The organism is uncultured Aquimarina sp., assembly GCF_947492115.1.
In the GTDB taxonomy this organism is placed as follows: Bacteria; Bacteroidota; Bacteroidia; order Flavobacteriales; family Flavobacteriaceae; genus Aquimarina.
Window position 1 is genome coordinate 397,050 of sequence record NZ_CANLMM010000002.1, and the last position, 20,984, is coordinate 418,033.

The 20,984-nt window shown below is 34.2% G+C and carries 16 protein-coding genes; all 16 read right to left on the reverse strand.

The genetic code is table 11. The annotated features are described in order from the left end of the window. Positions 1–8 precede the first annotated feature (8 nt). The 16 genes from Q1A73_RS07185 to Q1A73_RS07260 all read right to left on the reverse strand — a co-directional run bounded on the left by Q1A73_RS07185 (position 9) and on the right by Q1A73_RS07260 (position 20,983). The gene (locus Q1A73_RS07185; RefSeq protein ID WP_299603490.1) at positions 9–551 is read right to left on the reverse strand and encodes a DUF420 domain-containing protein; all 543 of its coding nucleotides are present in this window, start codon (positions 549–551) and stop codon (positions 9–11) included. Beyond that, a complete protein-coding gene (locus Q1A73_RS07190; RefSeq protein WP_299603493.1) occupies positions 544–1,278 on the reverse strand; it encodes an SCO family protein in 735 nt (244 codons plus the stop codon). Before Q1A73_RS07190 ends, Q1A73_RS07185 begins: the two co-directional genes overlap by 8 nt. Before the next feature lie 2 nt (positions 1,279–1,280). Beyond that, positions 1,281–1,934, reverse strand: a complete 654-nt coding sequence (locus Q1A73_RS07195; RefSeq protein WP_299603497.1) for a hypothetical protein — start codon at positions 1,932–1,934, stop codon at positions 1,281–1,283. Between the two features lie 100 nt (positions 1,935–2,034). Next, positions 2,035–2,394, reverse strand: a complete 360-nt coding sequence (locus Q1A73_RS07200) for a cytochrome C oxidase subunit IV family protein (protein WP_299603500.1) — start codon at positions 2,392–2,394, stop codon at positions 2,035–2,037. Positions 2,395–2,419: 25 nt separating this feature from the next. After that, a complete protein-coding gene (locus Q1A73_RS07205; protein WP_299603503.1) occupies positions 2,420–3,403 on the reverse strand; it encodes a cytochrome c oxidase subunit 3 in 984 nt (327 codons plus the stop codon). 48 nt (positions 3,404–3,451) lie between these two features. Beyond that, positions 3,452–4,033 carry a cytochrome c oxidase subunit 3 gene (locus Q1A73_RS07210; RefSeq protein ID WP_299603506.1) on the reverse strand — a complete coding sequence of 194 codons (582 nt, stop codon included), beginning with the start codon at positions 4,031–4,033 and terminating at the stop codon, positions 3,452–3,454. Beyond that, on the reverse strand, positions 4,024–4,926 hold the full coding sequence (cyoE, locus tag Q1A73_RS07215) for a heme o synthase (RefSeq protein ID WP_299603509.1): 903 nt from the start codon (positions 4,924–4,926) through the stop codon (positions 4,024–4,026). The genes Q1A73_RS07210 and cyoE overlap by 10 nt, the downstream gene beginning before the upstream one ends. A 231-nt stretch (positions 4,927–5,157) precedes the next feature. Further along, positions 5,158–5,901, reverse strand: coding sequence for an energy transducer TonB (locus tag Q1A73_RS07220; protein WP_299603512.1), 744 nt, complete (start codon positions 5,899–5,901; stop codon positions 5,158–5,160). A gap of 111 nt (positions 5,902–6,012) precedes the next feature. Then, complete coding sequence (locus Q1A73_RS07225) at positions 6,013–6,759, reverse strand: energy transducer TonB (RefSeq protein WP_299603516.1); 747 nt, start codon at positions 6,757–6,759, stop codon at positions 6,013–6,015. Positions 6,760–6,865: 106 nt separating this feature from the next. Next, positions 6,866–7,591: an energy transducer TonB gene (locus Q1A73_RS07230; protein ID WP_299603518.1), complete on the reverse strand. Its 726-nt coding sequence runs from the start codon at positions 7,589–7,591 to the stop codon at positions 6,866–6,868. Between the two features lie 156 nt (positions 7,592–7,747). Next, positions 7,748–8,140, reverse strand: coding sequence for a VanZ family protein (locus tag Q1A73_RS07235; RefSeq protein ID WP_299603521.1), 393 nt, complete (start codon positions 8,138–8,140; stop codon positions 7,748–7,750). Further along, positions 8,130–8,510: a glycine cleavage system protein GcvH gene (gene gcvH, locus Q1A73_RS07240; protein ID WP_299603523.1), complete on the reverse strand. Its 381-nt coding sequence runs from the start codon at positions 8,508–8,510 to the stop codon at positions 8,130–8,132. The genes Q1A73_RS07235 and gcvH overlap by 11 nt, the downstream gene beginning before the upstream one ends. Before the next feature lie 150 nt (positions 8,511–8,660). Beyond that, positions 8,661–15,872, reverse strand: coding sequence for a cell surface protein SprA (gene sprA, locus Q1A73_RS07245; protein WP_366141431.1), 7,212 nt, complete (start codon positions 15,870–15,872; stop codon positions 8,661–8,663). Between the two features lie 5 nt (positions 15,873–15,877). Beyond that, on the reverse strand, positions 15,878–16,459 hold the full coding sequence (gene ruvA / locus Q1A73_RS07250) for a Holliday junction branch migration protein RuvA (RefSeq protein ID WP_299603525.1): 582 nt from the start codon (positions 16,457–16,459) through the stop codon (positions 15,878–15,880). Between the two features lie 127 nt (positions 16,460–16,586). Continuing rightward, complete coding sequence (locus Q1A73_RS07255) at positions 16,587–18,899, reverse strand: NADP-dependent malic enzyme (RefSeq protein ID WP_299603528.1); 2,313 nt, start codon at positions 18,897–18,899, stop codon at positions 16,587–16,589. A gap of 146 nt (positions 18,900–19,045) precedes the next feature. Continuing rightward, entirely contained in the window at positions 19,046–20,983 is a 1,938-nt protein-coding gene (locus tag Q1A73_RS07260) for a trehalase family glycosidase (protein ID WP_299603531.1), read from the reverse strand. Position 20,984 lies beyond the last annotated feature (1 nt).

A 20,984-nucleotide genomic window follows, 5' to 3' on the forward strand; every position in this document is an offset into this window, starting at 1 on the left:
GTTATAAATTAATAGTAAGGAGATATCATCAGATAAACAATAACACCCGTAATTGCAACATACAACCATATTGGAAATGTAATTCTAGCAATTTTTTTATGCCTTTCGAAACTCTTAGCTAATGCCCTCACATAAGTAATCAAAACAAAAGGAATAACAACTATTGATAACAGTATGTGAGTAAGAAGAATAAACAAATACACATAACGGATTATTCCCTCTCCACCAAACTTAGTAGATTCACTAGTCATGTGGTATGCGACGTACATTACTAAAAAAAGAACAGAACACACAATAGCAGTCTTCATGAGATTCTCATGCAATTTTACTTTCTTATTTTTTATTGCCCAAAATGCAATCACAAGAATTACTGCTGTTAATCCATTTATCGTAGCGTAAATTGGTGGTAAAAAAGTTAACGGTTCTACATCGAAACCTAATTTTTTAAGATTTATAAAAAACAATCCAGCGACTGCTACTGGAATAGCAATAGATAACACAACGATCCATTTATTATACTTGCTTTCGGTTTCTGAAATACTTTTACTCATCCTCTTCTAATAATTTCTTTATATCTTCTAACAAGATTGTAATTTGCTCTTCCTCTCCACTTTCATCCTTTTTTTCTTCTACACCAATAGTACCTCTATAATAAATAATAGGATTACCAGAAGCATCATAACGAGATCGGATATACCCATCTTTATCTATTAATGCAAAGTGACCATTATGTTCAAAACCTCCAGGCACCTCAGGGTTTTCAGCGGCATATATATTAAATCCAGCATTCGCTAAATCAAATATATCTTCTCGTTCTCCGGTGAGTAAATGCCAATCAGGGTTTGATATACCATAGTTTTCTGCGTACTTTTTTAGGATACTTGGAGTATCGCGTCTTGGATTAATGGTAAATGAAGCTACACCAAAATCCTTATAATCTTTTAATTTATCCTGTAAATACACCAAATTCTTAGACATTTTTGGACAAATCGTAGGGCAACTGGTAAAAAAGAAATCTACGACAAAAACCTTTCCTCTAAAGTCATGATTAGTTATAAGCATACTATCTTGATTCAGAAACGCAAACTCAGGAACTTTTCTTGGCTTTCCGTTAATTTTAATATAAGAAAGCTTTTGATTGACTATTGGATTGCTCGCACTCATCCTATCATTTTCCACAATAGAAGACTTCTTTACTCTATTTACTATTCTAGGAATAAAAATGATTCCAAAAACTAGGATAATAAAAGATATACCAACATATGAATATTTTTTCATAGCTACTTTTCTTTACGATCTGCTTTATATTTTTTTAATGCCAAACGATACTCCGCTAATATCACCTTCACATCATCTACCATAACGTTATTAAGATCAGCTACAGAGCTAGTATCATATCCATATACATCTATCTCATTCTTTTCTCTGTTCTCCTCTCGCCCTCTTAGATTCATTTTTTTGTCTATGATAAAGACAAAATCTGTTGCACTCTTCTCATCTAAAGAATACGGTGTTTTTAACCCTTTAAAAAAACTTTCTATGCGCTCAGGAGTACCAAAAACAAAATTCCAACCAGATACATCAGTTAACTTACTTAATTCTTTAATAAGCTCCTTGGATTGATTTTCGCTACCATAAGGGCAAACCATTACGAATTGAAAATCTCTGAATTCATAATTCTTTTTATATATTTTCTGATTAAGATTGAAAGCGTTACCTCGTTTACTAAGGATGTCATCTCCTAAAAAACCTAAAATTGTAATTTTATCCTGTAATGTTATGTCTTTTTTTTCAAGGCTTTCGAAGTTATTAAGATCGCCAACGGACTCTACTAAAACCGGGAGTTTGGAGAAATTATCTACAGCTGAAGCAAAAAATAAATATGCTACTATTGGCAGAATAAATAATGTACCTAGAACTAAAAATTTTTTCATTAAATCAACAACTTAACTTATCTGCAAAAATAAAAAAGACGGCTGAAACCAACCGTCTTTTACTATCTTTTATTACGTTTTTAACGTCTGTATATCTTAATTAAAAGTCCCAGCTTTTATGACCAGCTTTGAAAACTTCATAAATATAATCTCCTTCGGTTAACAAGATAAAAATCAAATAACTGATTAGAAATACTGCTGTCCAAACAACTGATCTACGAAGTCCCTTTGTCTCTCCTTCCATATGCATAAAAGCCCATGTAATGTAATATGCCTTGTAAATCGTTAAGATAATAAAGATCCAGTTTAGCAATTTCATACTAATAACTGTAGTCTCTATTAAAAATGCAGGTTTGATAATACCTAAAATCACTTCTACTATCGTCACTACTGATAATAAAACGAACACATACCATATTCTTTTGGTATTTGATTCGTGGTGTGCTGTATCGTGTCCCATATCTATTTTAAAATCTTTTTAATAATTAAACCAGGTAGAAGAATGTAAATACAAATACCCAAACTAAATCTACGAAGTGCCAATAAAGTCCTACTTTCTCCACCATTTCGTAATTCTTTCTTCTCTCGTATGTCCCTAATATCACATTAAAAAATATGATAATATTGATCACAACTCCAGATAATACGTGAAATCCGTGGAATCCTGTGATAAAGAAAAAGAAATTAGCAAACAACGGTGTTCCATATTCATTATGAATCAAATTCGCTCCTTCTACAATACCAATAGCATCCGTATTTAATCTTTTTAAGGACTCTTCTCTAGATAAGATTGTCTTTTCACCTTTCTCCGTTAAAATCTGAGTTCTTACCAATAAGTCACTTTTTTTAGCAAAACCGTCTCTTATCTCCTGAATTGTATACGTAGGCAGCTCTTTTTCTGACTCGTACCAAATTCCGTTTTTGCTTTGGTGTTGCTCTCTATCCTTATTAGCATTTACAATAGCTATATCGTGTAATGCGACTCTGTGACCTTCTTTATCTACAAACTGCAGGATCTGACCTCCTTTAGTTTCTACCGCTCCGTACTCTCCTTTGATGAAATTTTTCCATTCCCAAGCCTGAGAACCAACGAAAACTGCTCCACCAATAATCGTTAAGAACATATAAAGAATTACTTTCTTCTGTTTCATTTGGTGCCCTGCATCTACCGCAAGTACCATTGTTACTGAAGAAAATATTAATATAAACGTCATTAATGCCACATAATACATCGGAGCATCTACTCCATGAAGGAATGGAAAGTGATTAAACACTTCATCCGCGATTGGCCATGAATCTATGAATTTGAATCTTGAAAAACCGTAAGCAGCAAGAAACCCAGAGAATGTAAGTGCATCAGACAGGATAAAAAACCACATCATCATCTTACCATAACTCACTTTCAGTGGTTTGTTACCTCCACCCCAAGTTTTACCTTCTGTACCTGTATTAGTAACAGTTGTTTCCATATAAAGAATTTGGTATTGTTAAATTTTCCACAAAAGTAATCAATTTTATTATCTAACGAAATATAAAAATAAAAAGAGATAAACCCATAAAACATCTACGAAATGCCAATACATAGCACCCAGTTCTAAACCAAGGGTTTGCCCTGTTTTATACTTTTGTTTAAAATGATTATAAATTACGACTAAAAGTACGATTAGCCCAACAATTACGTGGACTATATGTAATACGACTATGATATACAAAAACGTTGGGACAATATTTGCCGATGGACCTGTAAAATAATACCCTTGATCCATAATATCCGCAAAACCTTGAAATTGCATAAAAACAAAAAACGTTCCCAATACTAAAGTTAACAATAATAACAAAGTTGCTAAACTTCTATTCTCTTTTTCAATTGCTTTTTTTACCATGTAAAAAGAAATACTACTCCCAATAATGATAAATAAGCTAATTAAAAAAGCATTCGGAAAAACCAAATCAGTCAACCAGTCTTCCCTAGTTTTACTTACTACATAAGCACTTGTTAAACCAGCAAATGTCATGGTCATACTTATCATAGCAAACCACATCATAGTTTTTTTGGCTCTTTTCTGTTTTTCGATTGTCGTTCCTTGTGTTAAATCCATACACGAATAAATTTATCAGCCACATAAATGATTTGCAATAAAGTAATGTAAGAAACACTTGCAAGCATTAATTGTTTCGCAGTTTTAGCATCTTTAACCTTGTACAAACGTATTGCATATCTTAATAGAAAAACACCTAGTATAAGAATTAAGATTCCTGATACTGGTGTAATATACAGTCGTCCAGTAACACCAAAAACAGGTACTAATGATGTAACAACTGTCCATACTGTATAAATCACTACCTGGGTTGCAGTACCTTTATCTCTTTTTCCCGTAGGAAGCATAAAAAAGCCTCCTTTTTTATAATCATCGAATAAAAACCATCCAATAGCCCAAAAATGAGGAAATTGCCAAAAAAACTGAATCATAAACAGTGTTCCCGGTTCTATACCGAAGTTATCTGTCGCTGCTACCCAACCTAACATAAAAGGAATTGCTCCTGGAATTGCCCCCACAAAAACTGACAGAGGTGTCTTCGTTTTAAGTGGTGTATAAAGACTTACATAAATAAAAATTGAAATCGCACCGAACATAGCTGTTTGTGGATTGATCACAAACAATACTGAAATTCCTAATATTGTAAATATACTTGCTATTATAAAAGCAGTACTTACAGACATTCTTCCTGAGGGAATAGGTCTGTTCTTTGTACGATCCATTAGCACATCCAGATCTCTCTCTATGATCTGATTAAAAGCATTAGATGCACCCACCATAAAATATCCACCTATAGATAGAAGACCCAATGTGGTCCAAGATATGCTTTCTACTCCCAAAAGGTAACCTGCAACAGAAGAAAAGACTACACTCAACGCAAGACGCATTTTAGTAATCTCTTTAAAATCCTGAATAACAGAAACTTTGGCAGTATCTACTTGGGTTATACTCAAATTTTGCACGTTATCTAAATTGCTTTTAAAAAAAGTTGTGCAAAGATATGCCTTAAAAGCATTATAGACAACTTATAACTATTTATAATTCACCTTTTAACAACTGTTCCACAAATTAAGCGTCATTTAGCTCAATCAAAGACACTTCTAAACACTTACAAATCATACCGAAAAAATATTAAAAAAGTCTATCCACTTATGAGGATAGACTTTTATCACTATTTATAGCAACTATTCTTCTATTTTAAATTTAATTGGCAAGTAATATTTCACATTTACAGCATCTTTACCAATCTTTCCTGGTGTCATCCTAGAAAATTTTCTTACCACTCGTCTGGTTTCTTTTTCTAAAGCTGGATGTGGTGCTCTTACCCTAATATTATTTATAGATCCATCTTTACTTACCTGAAACTGAACATGGATTCTTTGCATTCCTTTAAGACCATACTCAGCACCTAAATCAGTATTGAATTTATAAGAAACTATTTTCTTAATCTTACTGGATAAACAAGCAATTCTTTCATCATTACTGGACAACCCTTCACATCCTGGATAAATTGGCGCCACAGTAACTTTAGTGATATCGTAAGTAATATTTTTGGTTTCAACAATGTCTAAAATTGAATCCACGGAAACAGCTTTAGTTTTCCCTTTTTCGTTTATTATACCAAGTTGTTTTGTAAGTTTATCGACAACCGACTTTTCTTCGGTTTTATTTAGCTCCACCAACTCCTGTTTCTTTACTTTTTTCGCCTCAACCAATTGCTTTTCAATTTTTGGTTTCTCTACCCTAAAAACATCCATCGTGAAGCTAACATCCTCTATGTTATCAACTTCATCGTCTGGTGGTGCGATTACCGAAACAGAACTATATGTTTCGAACATCGTAAAAACGAATAAAAGGCTTGCTATAAGCCCAATCTGAAAGTTCACCAACATACTTTTTCGTACATTAGCATCATGCTTGTTACTCATATTATTTAGTTTTAACGTTACAATTAAAATTGAAATCAACAAGCATACCAAAAAGGAATCCCGTTTACGATATTCGTAACGGGATTCTCATATTTTAAAAAATAGCTGTTCTTAATCCTGAACTTTGAAAACGATCGGAAGCTGGTACTTTACCGTTACAGGAGTTTTGCGTTGCTTCCCAGGTGTCATAGTAGGAAACAAACGAATAACTCTTTCTGCTTCCTTTTTCAACTTTGGATGAGGAGCTCGCACCTGTATATTCTGGATAGTTCCATCAGCAGCTACATCGAATAAGGTATAAATCCTTTGCACACCGCTTAAACCATAATTTCCTCCAATACTAGTATCGAATTTTCTGGAAATAATTTTACCAATCTTTTCAGAAAAGCAAGCTGCCCTTTCTTTATTGGTTTTCAATTTTTCGCAACCTGGAAAAATAGGAACATCTTCCACTACCGAAAAAGGAACATTTTCCGGAATCTCTTCCTCTTCTTCACTAGAAATAGCATCTGGATTAAAAGGGGCACTTACCTCTGTTGGTTCCTTGCTTTCGTACTCATCAGTAGGATCATCTAAAGCGACATCATCTTCCACCACTTCGAAATCAGTAGGATCAGGAATAGGCACGGGTTGTTTTTGCGCCACTACTTTTTGCTCTGGCTCTTGATAAACCTCAAAAGCACCATCCCAAACCAAGTGTTCATCGTCAATGACCACAGGTTTATCCGCAATCTTTTTAATTGGTTCTGAAGTATACACTTCGAACATCACATAGGTGAATAGTAGACTTGCAATAAGTCCAATCTGAAAGTTTACTAATGATCCTTTTCGAACATTAGCTTCATGCTTGTTACTCATATTACTTAGTTTTAACGTTACGTCTAACTACGCACAACAAGCATACCAAAAAAAATCCCGCTGAACAATACAGCGGGATTTCTAGTATATTTTTAAAAAATTGTAATTAATCTTGTACCTGGAACACGATAGGTAAAGAATATAGTACACCTACAGCTTTTCCTCTTTGCTTTCCTGGCGTCATTTTAGGTAACATCTTTACTACTCTTTGAGCTTCTTTTTCTAATCTTGGGTGTGGCCCTCTCGCCTGTACACCAACAATCTTTCCTGTTCTATCAATCTTAAATCGAACATAAATTCTGTTTACTCCAGAAAGACCAAGTTCGCTTCCCAATTCTGTATTAAATTTACGGTTAACAAACTTCTTAACCTTATCACTCATACATTTCTTTTTAGCAGCGTTTCCAGCTTCTTTCTCACATCCTGGAAAAACTGGTACATTTTCAATAACTGCAAATGGTACATCTGCTATCTCTTCCTCTTCCTCTACGTCTTCTACTTCTTCTACTTCTACAATCTCTTCTTCTTGGTTTGTTTCGGTAGACTCGATAATTGTTTCTTCAACTTCTTCTTCATCCTCAACAACATCAATAATTTCTGGTGCTGGAGGTGGAGGTGGTGGAGGTGGTGGAGTATTTAAATTTTGAGTAATTGGAACTTCTTCCTCTTCTAACTCATCAAGATTTACCTGACCAATATCGATATTACTTCGATCATAAGTTTTATACTCAATCGCTTGCCATGTAATTAAAAGCACTAAAATTAACCCCAATTGCAAAAACAACGAACTTTTTTTGGTTAAATCGGCTTTCGGATTTTTCTTTGGTTCCATACTACAATGTTATTATATGAATGCTAAAATAGCTAATTTCTTTTGTATTTTCCAAGTAAACATGGAAATGTAAAACAAAAAATACAATTTTTAACTTTTACAATGACCTCTTAAATATGTCGCTAAAACACAAAAGCCATTCTACTTTATTCAATTTTATAAATTAGTTTTATAGGTAACTATCTTATTCTTAAGTATTATAAGCAAAAATACTGCCAAAACAATACCGCTGGTATTTGCTATTACGTCCTTCCAATCTGGACTTCGATAGCTAGTTAGTGTCGCTTGCAATATTTCCATAAGTATTCCATACGCAAATCCAAACAAAGCTGCCCAAATAAAACTTGTTGTAAATTTTCTAGACTGTCTTTTTGAAAAAAAGAAAAACAAAAACCAAACAATTGCAAAAACAAAATATGCTAACAAATGTCCAATCTTATCGCTTCCCTCAACTCGTACATTAATCGGAATAAATACTTTGGCTAATGAAAGCCAAGTAATGATACCTGTATAGAGTATCGCTAGCGAAAAAAGGAATTTATGCCCCAATAAGTGCTTTATAATCATCTGCAGATAAAAGTCCTTCTATTTGAGAATCATCTGTAATCTTGATTTTCACCATCCATCCTTCTCCATAAGGATCACTATTTACAAGTTCAGGATCTCCTTCTAATGTTTCATTAAATTCTGTAATCTCTCCAGTTAGTGGTAAGAATAAATCCGAAACCGTCTTTACAGCTTCAACTGTCCCAAAAACCTCTTCTTGTTCTAGTTCTTCACCAACTGTTTCAACTTCTACATAAACGATATCACCCAATTCGCTTTGCGCAAAATCAGTAATCCCTACTGTAGCTATATCGCCATCTATTTTAATCCACTCGTGATCTTTTGTATATTTTAATTCTGAAGGAATATTCATTCGAAAGAGTATTTATAAGTTCTTATTATTTTGAAGACGAAAATAAATTTATTTTATCAAACTTTAGAAAAAGAGCGGTAAAATTTATCAAAAATTAATTCTGCTCCTGTTGATATCAAAAAACTTTGATATATCCATTAATAATTCAAATTAGTTTCCAAAATTATAACGTAACGTAAACCCTCCTCGAATAGTTGTTTGCGGAAAAGCGGTAGAAATAGAATACTGAGAAAATGTATGATCATAAAACAACAAGGCTGTTAAATTCTTACTTAAAGCATAATCCGTTGTAAATTTAATACCGTATATATCTTGCCCTGCAGTAACCTGTGTATTATCAATATCTAAATATCTTATAATTGTTTCATTTTGGCGCAAAGAAAGATCTGCTCTAAAATTTAGATCACTCTTAAGAGTTGTTTTCTTACCCGCAATTCGTGTAACAAATGTTAAATCCTGTATTCTATAGCCTAATCCTATAATATATTCGTTTCCTTGAATTTCTGTGAGTAGATTATTATCGAAACTTAAAGACAACGCACGGTCTTTTTTCCATTCTGCCAAAATTTTAATGGAATTCTTCATTTCCATATCTAATCTAATCAAAGGACTGAACTGCTCTGTAAGATTTACATTTGCATACAATTCTGGATTTTTAAAATTATCTCCCTCATCCAATTCGTCCGGATTATTAGGATTAAACTCTAAGTTTGTTTGGAATTGATTAATGGTATAATTAGCACGATAACCATGTGCCATTGAGAACCTTTTAAAACGTTTTTTAAACCATTTCAAATTCATTAAACCTGTATACTTAATATCCCAATTTGGCAAAGGAACATCTCTAAACGCACCTTTTTGCACATTTTGAGGATCAGCTCCAGTGTATGCAGCTAGAAAAGCAGGTAAAAGTACAGCTTGATTTGTAGGACCTAGACCCACTGGAAAATTATCACCTGTACCAGGATCAATCCCACGTTCTAATGCAAGACGTCTTGCTATGACAAGCCTATTTTCTCGGAATTTATCAAAAGTCTCAGATGCAAACTCATCACTTTTCTTAAAAGCAGTTTTAATCAACAAGGTAGAGATTGTATAATTACCAAACGTATTTGGTGATAAAGAATAATACGGTTGATCTATATTAACACCAAACTCGTTAAGATCTGCATCAGCACCTTCTCTATTTACTCTAAAGTTTTCTGTATACGTTTCAGAATAGTTTCGGTTAGCACTAATATCTATTTTGAGATCTTTTAATAATCCTACAGAAGCCTGCACATTTAATTGTCTTCCTTCTACTTCTCTATACTGCTGATTAAAATCCTGATATAATGTCAACCAACCATTCCTAGCGGCAATATCTCTAATCTCTGCCTGACTACCAAAAGTAAAACCTACCGTTGGTTTTAGTGTACCAACAAATCCAGGCTCTCTAACATATCCAGGTAAAAATATACCATTATCTTGCTGATAATTGATATTCACTTTTTTTACAGCAGTCACTAAACCTATTGCAGTATTTAAAATCTTATCTCCAACAGTTAGCTTACTGGATCTCTTTTTAGTTTTCTTCTTAGCATTGGCCACTTCAGATTTATCATCTTCTTTCCCTTCTCCAGCTTTAGCATTTTTCTTTTTAGAAGCTTTTCTTCTTCCAGGTTTCTTCTTTGTTAATCCAATATATTTATATAAAGTGCTCATATCCAAAGAACCATTTACTGTATGTACATTGGCGTTTTGAACAGTGTTTCCTAAGTCTGGAATACCATCTAAATTCTTTAATGCCTCACTACCTTTTGTCCATTGGAAATCTGCCGAATAAGAATAGGTCGCTCTCATAAATTTAAATAATGGAACCTTATTAAAAGGAATCTCATAATTTACCTGTAGTTGTTGACTATGAAAGTTAGGATCTCCAACATCAAAAAGCCCACTCCAAACACCTATAGATTCATCCACAACACCTTCATCATCAATAAAGTTCTTTACAATTCGATTATTAGCAGTATTAAAACTAAAATTAAGGGATTTAGTTAGATTATAGTTGATACCAAACTGCCAATCAAATAGAAAATTACGTTGCGTAAGTGCTGGCAATCTAAGATCATTTGGTCCTAATGTGATATCTCTAAAAACTTGCTCATTGAACTGTCTTGTAATGTTAGAATTCACCGATATACTAGTAGGAAGCAAGTTGAAATTAAAATCCTTCAATAAGTCAAAGTATTTACTCTTTCCTAAGAATTTAATTTTCTTAAAAGGCTCAATTTCCTTAGGCTGAAAACTAAAGTCATAGGTTCCTCCTAAACGAACATTCTGCTCTAAAGACTTTTCTATTTCAAAATCTCGATGATCTGTTTGATTGTATGTTCCCGAAAAAGCGAAGTTCTCTACATCATATGGCATTGGCTTAGCATCGCCCGTTCTGTCTTTTCGCAATCCGATAACATTAAAACTTTGTCTTTTGGTATAATCCGTAGATTGCTTTTCTATCCTTTCTTTTTCTTCCGCATTTGTCTCTCGATCTAATCGATCTTGCAACTCAATATCCTGAAACTCCGGATCATATTGCGGAGTGATCAACTCTTCTCCTCTACTGTAATTAAACGGCACCTGAATACCCCATTTTTTAGGCAGTAGTTGTCCTAAGTTTACATTTGTTGTTAAATCATATTGTTTAACATCTTCAATACTTCTTTCATTCGGACCTTGCTCAATTCCTCCAAAACCAATAGTACTAACTCTACCAGAAGCACTAATGGTCGCAAAATCTGCAATATTAGCATCCATACTACCTACAGCAGCCCAACCACCTTGGTTTTTAAGATCACTTAATCTCATTTCATTAAACCAAACGGTACCTGATTCATTTGATCCGCTTGCATTCTTCACTCCAACCATCATAATTTTTACATCTCCAAAATTAGGATTCCCTTTAATCCCTACTCTAAGATTATTAGGACCATCAAAGAAATTAAGATCTGTACTATTCAATCCAGAATTTCCAATAACGTTTGCTTTTATCTCCTGAAGAAAAGACAATGGCAGGTTCAATCTATTTGCATCTGGCCAAACCGCATCAGCATTTGAATTATTGTTCGGTGAAACGGCTAACGGTAATTCAATCTGATAAAAATTATTCGTAAAGTCATTCCCCATTCTTACAAACGCAACAAGCTCACCATCTGACAATGTGGACTGTCCGGGAAGATTTTCTGCATGCAAAAACATCTCCAGATTTTCATATTGCCGCATGTCTACATTAAGGTTCTTATACACCCCTCTACCATCATCGGGTTGAAGATCATTCACTGTTAATGCTAGTGACCTTTCATCTTCTCTAATAGCCGTATTGTTATTAATCAACTCTTCTCTTACAACTCCTGGTGGTGTTACGTAATTTGGTGTCTCTTCTTCACTTACAGATGTTACGATTACTTCATTTCCGTTTATATTTAATCCACTTGTAGGATCATTAGTAGTATTACCTTCTTGTACGTATCTTCTGTAATCTCCTCTTACCAAATCCAATGTAGCAAATCGTAATACTACGGGTTGATCAAAACCAGTAACGATCATTCTCATAAAACGAATAGACCTAAAATCATTTTCCCCAATATTCTGCCTTCCTGTTGGTTCATAAATAGGTATCTTGAATCGAAGCCAACGAGTACTTCTAGTCACCCCATTTAATATAATTGCATCCTGTGGTCCTGGAGAATCCGATATATATCCTGTACCACCATCATTTCCAAAGCCCATACCCGGAAAAATAGGTATTTCGTATTCATAATAACTATCTATTGTATTCATGGTGTTATCACGATTCACATCCTCTGCCGTAGGAAACGTAGTATTACCTCTATCATCATCTGCTACACTTGTCGGTGAATTTCCCTGAGTACCATTATAATCACGGTAGCGTTCTACAATACTACCTTCACCTTGTAAAAAGTAACGGTAATTATCATTTGCAGGATCTTCGGTACCAAAATCTGCAGAAAATGCGGCAACTTCTTGTTCATCATTTAAACCATCATATCCAGCATCCTGATTGATCCTGGCTTGCCCTTCAGAATCAAAGGCATAAATTAACGATTGATTTACCGGAACTCTTGCATCTCCATAAGTTGTAGTAACAGTACCTTCATCAGTACCATCTGCAGGAAGTCCATTTTCATACTGTTTTCTTCCATCCTTAAGGACATCCTCACTAATATTCCCTAAATGAAAAATAATGGTTCCGCTAGTCGCATTCGTTAAAGGCTCTTGCCCATCTCCTGGATCAAAAAACGGATCCATTAACCAGAATTCTATAAACTCTACATTAGCTTGTTCAAAATTAGTGGACGTTAATTGCCTTGTAATACCAGCGAAGTTATCTTCTGGTTGGGAAGGAGTTGCGCCTCCAGCATATTCTGGGTTAAAATTATAAGGACCACGTTCATTTGGTCTGTAATGTAAATCCAGTGGAAACAATGATAAAGTCTGACCTGGTGGTATATCTGTCTCTGGGAAAATTTCATCAAGAAATACTCTTCTTGATTCATTAAAATTAATATCTTCATCTGTTACACCACTTGGTCTACCATTGCTATAGAATATTGGATCTACGGTATACCATGATAAATCCGCTCTTCTATACCCTGATTCTATTCCTGCCTGTACGGATGTCTCATCATCATTTGTGGATCCAAAACCAATAGGCACACTGGATAATTCCCAAGATAATGGTGAACTTACATCAATTTGCGTTTGCGCTCCTTCAAAATCATCAATATATGTGGTTACTTCTCCACCAAAATCCGCACCTCTTGGCGCTCCAGCAATTAAATAAGCACCTTCAGCTCTTACAGAAACATTTGATGGTACATCAGTATCTATATTAGGTAACTTGTTTACCATTCTAGTAAGAAATGGAACTTCTGTTGAATAGTTTAAATTAAACCCTAAAAGTGTATTATTTATAGGCTCAAAATCATAACTCGATTTTTGAGTTATTGGCCTTTCATTTAGATTTAAATAGGTTCCTCCAATAATAAAATCGTCACTAAACTTATGCTCTATATTCAACCCTGTGAAACGCTTAGTTTGCTGTCCAAAAACAGCATTATTTTCAGTAGAAACCTGAATTGGTGTATTAGACGCTAACAAAGCTTCATCTAAAATATTCACTCTACCTAATGAATAATTCACTGTATAATCAACTCCTTCTTGCAATGTACGCCCACCAGCAGTCACAGTTACTGATCCTTGTGGAACATTAAACGCCCCTAACGGAATACCATCTTGCCCAGAAGATTTATAACGACCTCTTAATTGAAAAAATTGATTTTCTGCTGCTTGTTGTTCTGCAATAACCTTTGTTTGTGTATAGAGTTCCCTAAAAACATAACGACTTTGATTACCGTTATAATTTAGAGGATTTGTATAATCGTTTGGATTTGTTATGGCATCATTATCTAATTTATTAAATAAATGTTGTCCAAAAGGCTCTACTGTTGTAAAAATAATCCTTCCATTTTCTGGATCAATAGTAAGCCCAGGAACATAATCGAAAAAACCATCTCCTGCACCATCTGCTCCTTGTACTGGATCGTTATTTGGATTTAATCGATCCATATTAAATACGGTAAGAAGTCTTGTTTGCTCTACATCATCTGGCAGTGGTGTAGTACTACCTTCTGCTTGTGTAATATAATTCACTGGAGAAGGATTCGTATAGACAATATTTAATCTAAAATCTTCTGAGTTTAGTCTAAAAGCACCTGTATTATAGATGTTTTTCATCATCAGATCCCAAATAGGAAGCTCCACATTAATAATTGGACTTTTTAGCATTTTCACTACTAAACTATTACTAGATCCAACCTCTACACCAGTACCTGTATTATCACCAACAGTAGCATTTACACCATCATTAGCAAATTCACCAACCTGAAACACCTCTCCTCCTACAGTATACTGATATGCAACTGCAAGCACCTCATCATTATTTAATTTTTGATTTAAAGAAATGTATCCTAATTGTGTATTTAACGTATACTCATTAGGATTTAATTGTCTTGCATTCTCGAGAATCGCGTAATCAAAACCTTCATTAAAACCTGATATTGCTCCAGTAAATCCTTGCTGTACAGTAGCAATTTGTCTCACTGCATCTGTAATAGGACCAGCAGGACCAATAGCACTTGGATCTAAATCATTATTCCTATTGTCAGGAAAAGATCCTGCAGGTTGATTAAAAAGTGATGTTGGAATTGTAAAATTACCTGCTACTGGAGATTCCCCTAGATCTTGTAAAGCTACAATATTTCTAGCATCTGTTAAAGTTTGCGCACTTGTAGCTCTATTTGTTAACCAAACCTCGATTCTTGTGATTTGAATATTATTATTTATGAACGGATAATTGGTCAAAGCTTCATCATATGTATCTCTAAAGTAGTGTGATAAGAAGTAGTGCCTATTGTCATCATAATTTACTGCATCAATCTCAAAGTCTTCAACGGTTCCTCCTCCTTGTACATTTACTGATCTTGTTTCAGACCTTTGTTCGGAATATACAGCAGTAACACTGGTACGACCAAATTGCAATCCTAGCTTCGCTCCAAAAAGACTTTGTGAACCTTGTATCAAAGAGTTATTAATAGGCATCGTTACATTACCAATCTCAATACTTCGTATAATATCATCCTCTGTAGGCGTATATTCTAATTTGATTTGATTTTGAAAATCGAAAGTAGACTCCGTATCGTAGTTAGCTGTAATTTGTAACCTTTTCCCAACTTTTCCTAACAAACTTAGGCTGATCCTCTGGTCAAAATCAAAGGTGAAATTACTTCTGTTTCGAGGAGAAAATGCTGGATTATCCTGTTTTGTATACAAAATACCTAAATCCATTTCTACCGACCCTTGAGGAATTATTTCAATCTCGTTACCTCCGAAAATAGTTTCAAAAAAACTAGAATTCACATAGAAGATTGGCAACAAGTTTTTTCTTTTTTCTTCACTACCATCAGTTTTACCACTAAAAGCACTAATTTTTTCTTTAAAATAATCTCTTCTCTGCTCTTCCTCCACTAACGCTTCAAATTCTTCAGGAGTCAGAAACAGTGGATACCTAACATTAAAAGATCCTAACATTTCTCGATAAATATATCGATTTGTAACTGGATCATATTCATATTTAGCAACAATACTGTTTGGATCTGGTAAGGAAATTTCCCCTAAAGTAAAAGTAGTACTGGTAGAATCTCGTACGGTCTCGTTTTCCTGACCATATAGCACACCACTACAAAGTACAATTAAACAAACTAGTCTTTTTAAAAATTTAAAATATAAGGAATGTAATGAACTCAATGTTTTTATAAATTTTTTAGTGCTTGCTTGATAATATTTTCTACAGTTTCTGTCGGATTCGCTTTTACGATTTTATCCACAACCTTTTCTGCTTGTTTTCTATTAAATCCAAGGGTTTCTAAAGCAGATAACGCTTCATCCTTATTAGTATTGTTTTGGGATACAGAAAGTTCATCAATATTATAAACTTTAAGAATTTTATCTTTTAAATCTATGATAACACGCTGAGCCGTTTTTGCTCCAATTCCTTTTATAGATTGTATCGTTGCCACATCATTAGAAGCAATTGCTTCTTTAATCTGGTCTGGATGTAAAGAAGACAGCATTGTTCTAGCAGTACTAGCACCAATTCCTGATACAGAAATTAGAAGTCTAAAAATCTCACGTTCGGATTTTTCTGCAAAACCAAATAAGGTATGTGAATCTTCTTTTACCTGAAGATGTGTGTACAACTGTAAAACCTCTTGATCTGGTATGAGAGAAAATGTATGTAAAGAAACATGTAATTGATACCCTACTCCATTACAATCTATTACTACATCCGTTGGATTTTTTTCTATGAGACGCCCTTTGATTTGTGTAATCATTCTATAGATGAGTGTTAAGCATCCAAAAGTAAGAAAATTATCCTACAAAATCTGCTAAAAAAATAAGCTTCAAAAAGATAACTTTTTGAAGCTTATTATACTAGTAAAATATTATAAATATTTCGAATTATGCCTCACTAGTAACTAGTGAAAACATCTCTTTTTCTCTTTTTTCTTTTTCCTGAGCATCAATAACCGCCACAGCAGCAACATTAATTATCTCTTCTACGCTAGCCCCTAATTGCAAAATATGAACTGGTTTTTTCATTCCCATCATAATAGGACCTATGGATTCAAAATTATTTAATTCCTTAAGCATTTTATAGGTACTATTTGCAGAATCCAAACTTGGAAAAACCAATGTATTCACCTTACGACCGTTGAGTTTAGAAAATGGGAATTTATCCTTACGCATATCTCGATTCAAAGCAAAGTCCATCTGCAATTCTCCATCAACAATTAAGTTTGGATAATATCTATGTAAATAAGAAACAGCATCTTTCACCTTAGACGCATTTGGATGCTTTGAAGACCCAAAATTCGCATAAGAGATCATTGCAATCACTGGATCTACTCCAAACATTTCTACAGTTCTAGCTGTCATTTGAGCAATCTTTGCCAATTCTTTTGATGTTGGATCTATATTAATAGAAGTATCGCTGATAAACAAAGGTCCTTTATTAGTCATCATAACATTCATGGTAGCAACTCTCGTAGCTCCTTTAGCTAAACCAATAAGCTCTAACATTGGTTTTAATACTGTTGGATAACTTCGGGAATATCCAGATAAGAGTGCATCAGCATCTCCTTCATTTACCATCATAGCAGCAAAATAATTACGCTCTCGCATTAATCTCTGTGCTCCGTATAAGGTAATTCCTTTTCTACTATTCTCTTGCCAGTACTTTTGTGCGTATCTATTTTTGCGATCAATTTCTTCGTCTGCTTTTGGATCGATAATTGTTACTCCTGCGGCATCAAAATCAATCTCTTTCATAAGTTCGATGATGATATCCTTTCTTCCTAGTAAAATTGGAAAAGCAATTCCTTCTTCTTTCACTGTTTGAGCAGCTTTAAGAACATCTAAATGATCTCCTTCGGCAAAAACAACTCGTTTAGGGCTTAATTTAGCGCGATCCATCAATAATCTCACTAATTTATTATCATTCCCCATTCGCTCTAAAAGTTCGCTTTCATATTTATCCCAATCCTCAATTGGTGCTGTCGCGATACCGCTATCTATTGCTGCTTTGGCGACTGCTGGTGGTACTTTAGCGATTAGACGAGGATCAAAAGGCTTCGGAATGATATAATCTCTACCAAAATTAAGTCTTGTTTCTCCGTATGCTATATTCACTTGCTCAGGAACTGGTTCTTTAGCTAATTCGGCAAGTGCTTTTACAGCAGCCATTTTCATTTCTTCATTAATCCCAGTTGCTCTTACATCTAATGCTCCTCTAAATATAAATGGAAACCCTAGAACATTATTTACCTGATTAGGATGGTCACTTCTTCCGGTTGCCATGATGATATCTTTACGAGTATCAATTGCTAAATCATACTGTATTTCAGGATCCGGATTAGCCATAGCAAAAACAATAGGATTTTCTGCCATAGACAACAACATTTCAGGATCAACTAAATTAGCCATTGAAAGTCCTATAAAAACATCAGCATCCTCCATAGCATCTGCCAATGTATTTAGATCTCGATTGGTTGCAAATTCAGCTTTTTCTTTAGTCAGATTATCCCGATCACTTCTTATAACTCCTTTACTATCGGTCATTACAATATTCTCAGCTTTGGCTCCAAAAGCTTTGTATAATCTTGTACAAGACACTGCGGCAGCTCCTGCTCCACTAACTACTATTTTTACTTTATCAATATCTTTCTCTGCAATTTCCAGAGCATTTAAGAGAGCTGCAGCAGAAATAATAGCAGTTCCATGCTGATCGTCATGCATTACTGGGATATCCAATTCCTCTTTAAGACGTCTTTCAATTTCAAAAGCTTCAGGGGCTTTAATATCTTCTAAATTAATTCCTCCAAAGGTAGGTGCAATATTTTTTACGGTTTCGATAAATGCGTCTACATCTTTCGTATCCACCTCGATATCAAACACATCAATATCTGCAAAGATTTTGAATAACAGTCCCTTTCCTTCCATCACTGGTTTTGATGCTTCTGGTCCGATATCACCAAGACCTAAAACAGCGGTTCCGTTAGAGATGACGGCCACCAAGTTTCCTTTAGCAGTATATTTATATACGTTTGCTGTATCTTTTTCGATTTCTAAACAAGGTTCTGCTACTCCAGGAGAATATGCTAAAGATAAATCTCTTTGTGTAGCATATTTTTTGGTAGGTACAACCTTGATTTTACCAGGAGAAGGTTTTGCGTGATAAATTAATGCTTCTCTTCGTTTACTTTCGATACTCATACTAAATCAATAAAAATTGTGTGCTATACAAAGGTACAAGTCTGAACGAGATGCAAAAGGCAAATCCAAGTTATCTTTAAAAAAATAAATACTTAAGAGAAGTTGATGTTTTTTTATGAAATAAATTACGAAATTATTAATTACAACTACCTTTTATTAAAAATTTCATTAGGATCTACCAAATCATCTAACTGCGACTTTAATTTTTCATTTAAAATGCTTAATCCTAATTGATATGAGGCATTCATCCATCCAAATCCACTTGGAGTGATATAATCGAATTCAGTACCTACATTGCCATACTCTGCATATACCTTGTGTGTGCATTGGACAACATCATACTTTTCTGGGATGGTTCCGTTATAATTAACCGCATTTTTAGTAATCATCCATAACCAACGATATACCAATTCCTGAGCTTCTTTTTCATAACCGTAATTCATTAATCCTCTCCATATCATCATCTGATGTGGAGCCCAACCATTAGGATAGTCCCATTGGCGTTGTGGAGCATTTGGATCCTCTTTGTTTGCAATATCTGTAGTTGCAGCTACTCCGCCTTTCTGCACTAGCTCTTGAAATAAATTCTTAACTAAAGATTCTGCTTGCTCCTTAGAAGATAATCCAGCCCATAGCGGATAATAATTTGTGGCAGATTCAATTTTTTGTTTGGTTTTAGTAATAAAATTGTAGTCGTAATATGCTTCTTTCTCAGCATCCCAAAGCAAATCATTCATCAACTTTTTTCTTTCTTCAGCTTTAGACAACCAATATGAGGATGTATAGTCCTTATCATTTACTATAAACTTATCATCATAGACTTCTTTGATTAAATAGGCAATATCTTGCTCATACTTATACAATAAACTATTAATACCCACAGTATTTAAATGAATACAAACATCATCCAGTCGGTTAGATGTATCATGACCACTCTCTCTCATAGAGCGATCATGTGTAAAATACAGGTCTAATTCCTTGTCTACAATCTCTCCGGAATCATACTTAGCTGTAAATTCTTCTAATGTTAAACTATGCTTCTTAGCAAATTTATTTAATATGAAATCAAAATGACCTTCCTCGGTTTCTGGAGGGATTCCAATTCCTTCTCCATAAAAACGACTCAAACCCGTATCGGTTAGACGTATTCCTTTCGCCATCCATATAGTCTCATATTCTTTGATAATCATTTTTAGATTATCTGACAACCATTCTCTAGACACTGAAGGGTTTTGCTGATAAATTTCTTTTACTAAAGAACTGAAAAATGGTGGTTGTGTTCGTGTTAGATAATAACTTCTATTTGCATTTAAAATCTTACCATAATGTTCTATCTGGTATCCAAAATTATCTGCCATCGACATTGCCAAATCAGAACGACCATCAATCAGCAGACCAATAGATTCGAAATAACTATCCCATCCATACATCTCATTAAATCTTCCACCAGGAACTACAAAAGGTTTTGCATTATAATTCCCTTTTTCATCAGTATAATGATCTAGATTAAGAATACCTGACGCATTATTTAAGGTTTTTACATACGCTGGTGTTATTTTTTCTGGTAAGGTGATTACTTTTAACTTAGGAATTTCTGTTTTTATAGACTCAAAATACGCGATAGCCTCCTTATCATTAAATGGAACATATAATCGGAACGTATCGGTTTCAGACTTTGTATCTTCTAATACTACTGCCAGTCCTTTTTTATCAACCGATCTGGTTAGATTATCCCAATATCGTGTTTTGATTAATCTTGAAATTCGATCACTTGGGGATTCTGTAACTTTATCCAAGGATATCGTATCATTCTTTTCTGCAATTGCCAGTTCCTGAAGCAAATTAGACAAATGATAAGTTCCTTCTACGACATTAGTCTCTCCATTAGCATTTATAAATTCAAACTTTTTAGGCCCCTTATCATCTACTGTAATCTTTTTATCTCCATCCGTATCCTCCTGAAAAATAAGTTGATCCAATAATATATCATGACCTAGATATTCGACCTTCTCTTTATCCTTGCAGTTAACCAACACTAATGAAACCACTACGATTATCAAATGTTTTAATCTAAACTTTAGCATA

Bases quoted from the DNA above. Each gene is read 5' to 3' on its own strand.
- Q1A73_RS07210 (WP_299603506.1), bottom strand. From the start codon at position 4,033: ATGGATTTAACACAAGGAACGACAATCGAAAAACAGAAAAGAGCCAAA.
- gcvH (WP_299603523.1), bottom strand. From the start codon at position 8,510: ATGAATATTCCTTCAGAATTAAAATATACAAAAGATCACGAGTGGATT.
- Q1A73_RS07260 (WP_299603531.1), bottom strand. From the start codon at position 20,983: ATGCTAAAGTTTAGATTAAAACATTTGATAATCGTAGTGGTTTCATTA.
- Q1A73_RS07190 (WP_299603493.1), bottom strand. From the start codon at position 1,278: ATGAAAAAATATTCATATGTTGGTATATCTTTTATTATCCTAGTTTTT.
- ruvA (WP_299603525.1), bottom strand. From the start codon at position 16,459: ATGATTACACAAATCAAAGGGCGTCTCATAGAAAAAAATCCAACGGAT.
- Q1A73_RS07195 (WP_299603497.1), bottom strand. From the start codon at position 1,934: ATGAAAAAATTTTTAGTTCTAGGTACATTATTTATTCTGCCAATAGTA.
- Q1A73_RS07225 (WP_299603516.1), bottom strand. From the start codon at position 6,759: ATGAGTAACAAGCATGAAGCTAATGTTCGAAAAGGATCATTAGTAAAC.
- Q1A73_RS07200 (WP_299603500.1), bottom strand. From the start codon at position 2,394: ATGGGACACGATACAGCACACCACGAATCAAATACCAAAAGAATATGG.
- Q1A73_RS07230 (WP_299603518.1), bottom strand. From the start codon at position 7,591: ATGGAACCAAAGAAAAATCCGAAAGCCGATTTAACCAAAAAAAGTTCG.
- Q1A73_RS07185 (WP_299603490.1), bottom strand. From the start codon at position 551: ATGAGTAAAAGTATTTCAGAAACCGAAAGCAAGTATAATAAATGGATC.
- Q1A73_RS07205 (WP_299603503.1), bottom strand. From the start codon at position 3,403: ATGGAAACAACTGTTACTAATACAGGTACAGAAGGTAAAACTTGGGGT.
- Q1A73_RS07255 (WP_299603528.1), bottom strand. From the start codon at position 18,899: ATGAGTATCGAAAGTAAACGAAGAGAAGCATTAATTTATCACGCAAAA.
- Q1A73_RS07220 (WP_299603512.1), bottom strand. From the start codon at position 5,901: ATGAGTAACAAGCATGATGCTAATGTACGAAAAAGTATGTTGGTGAAC.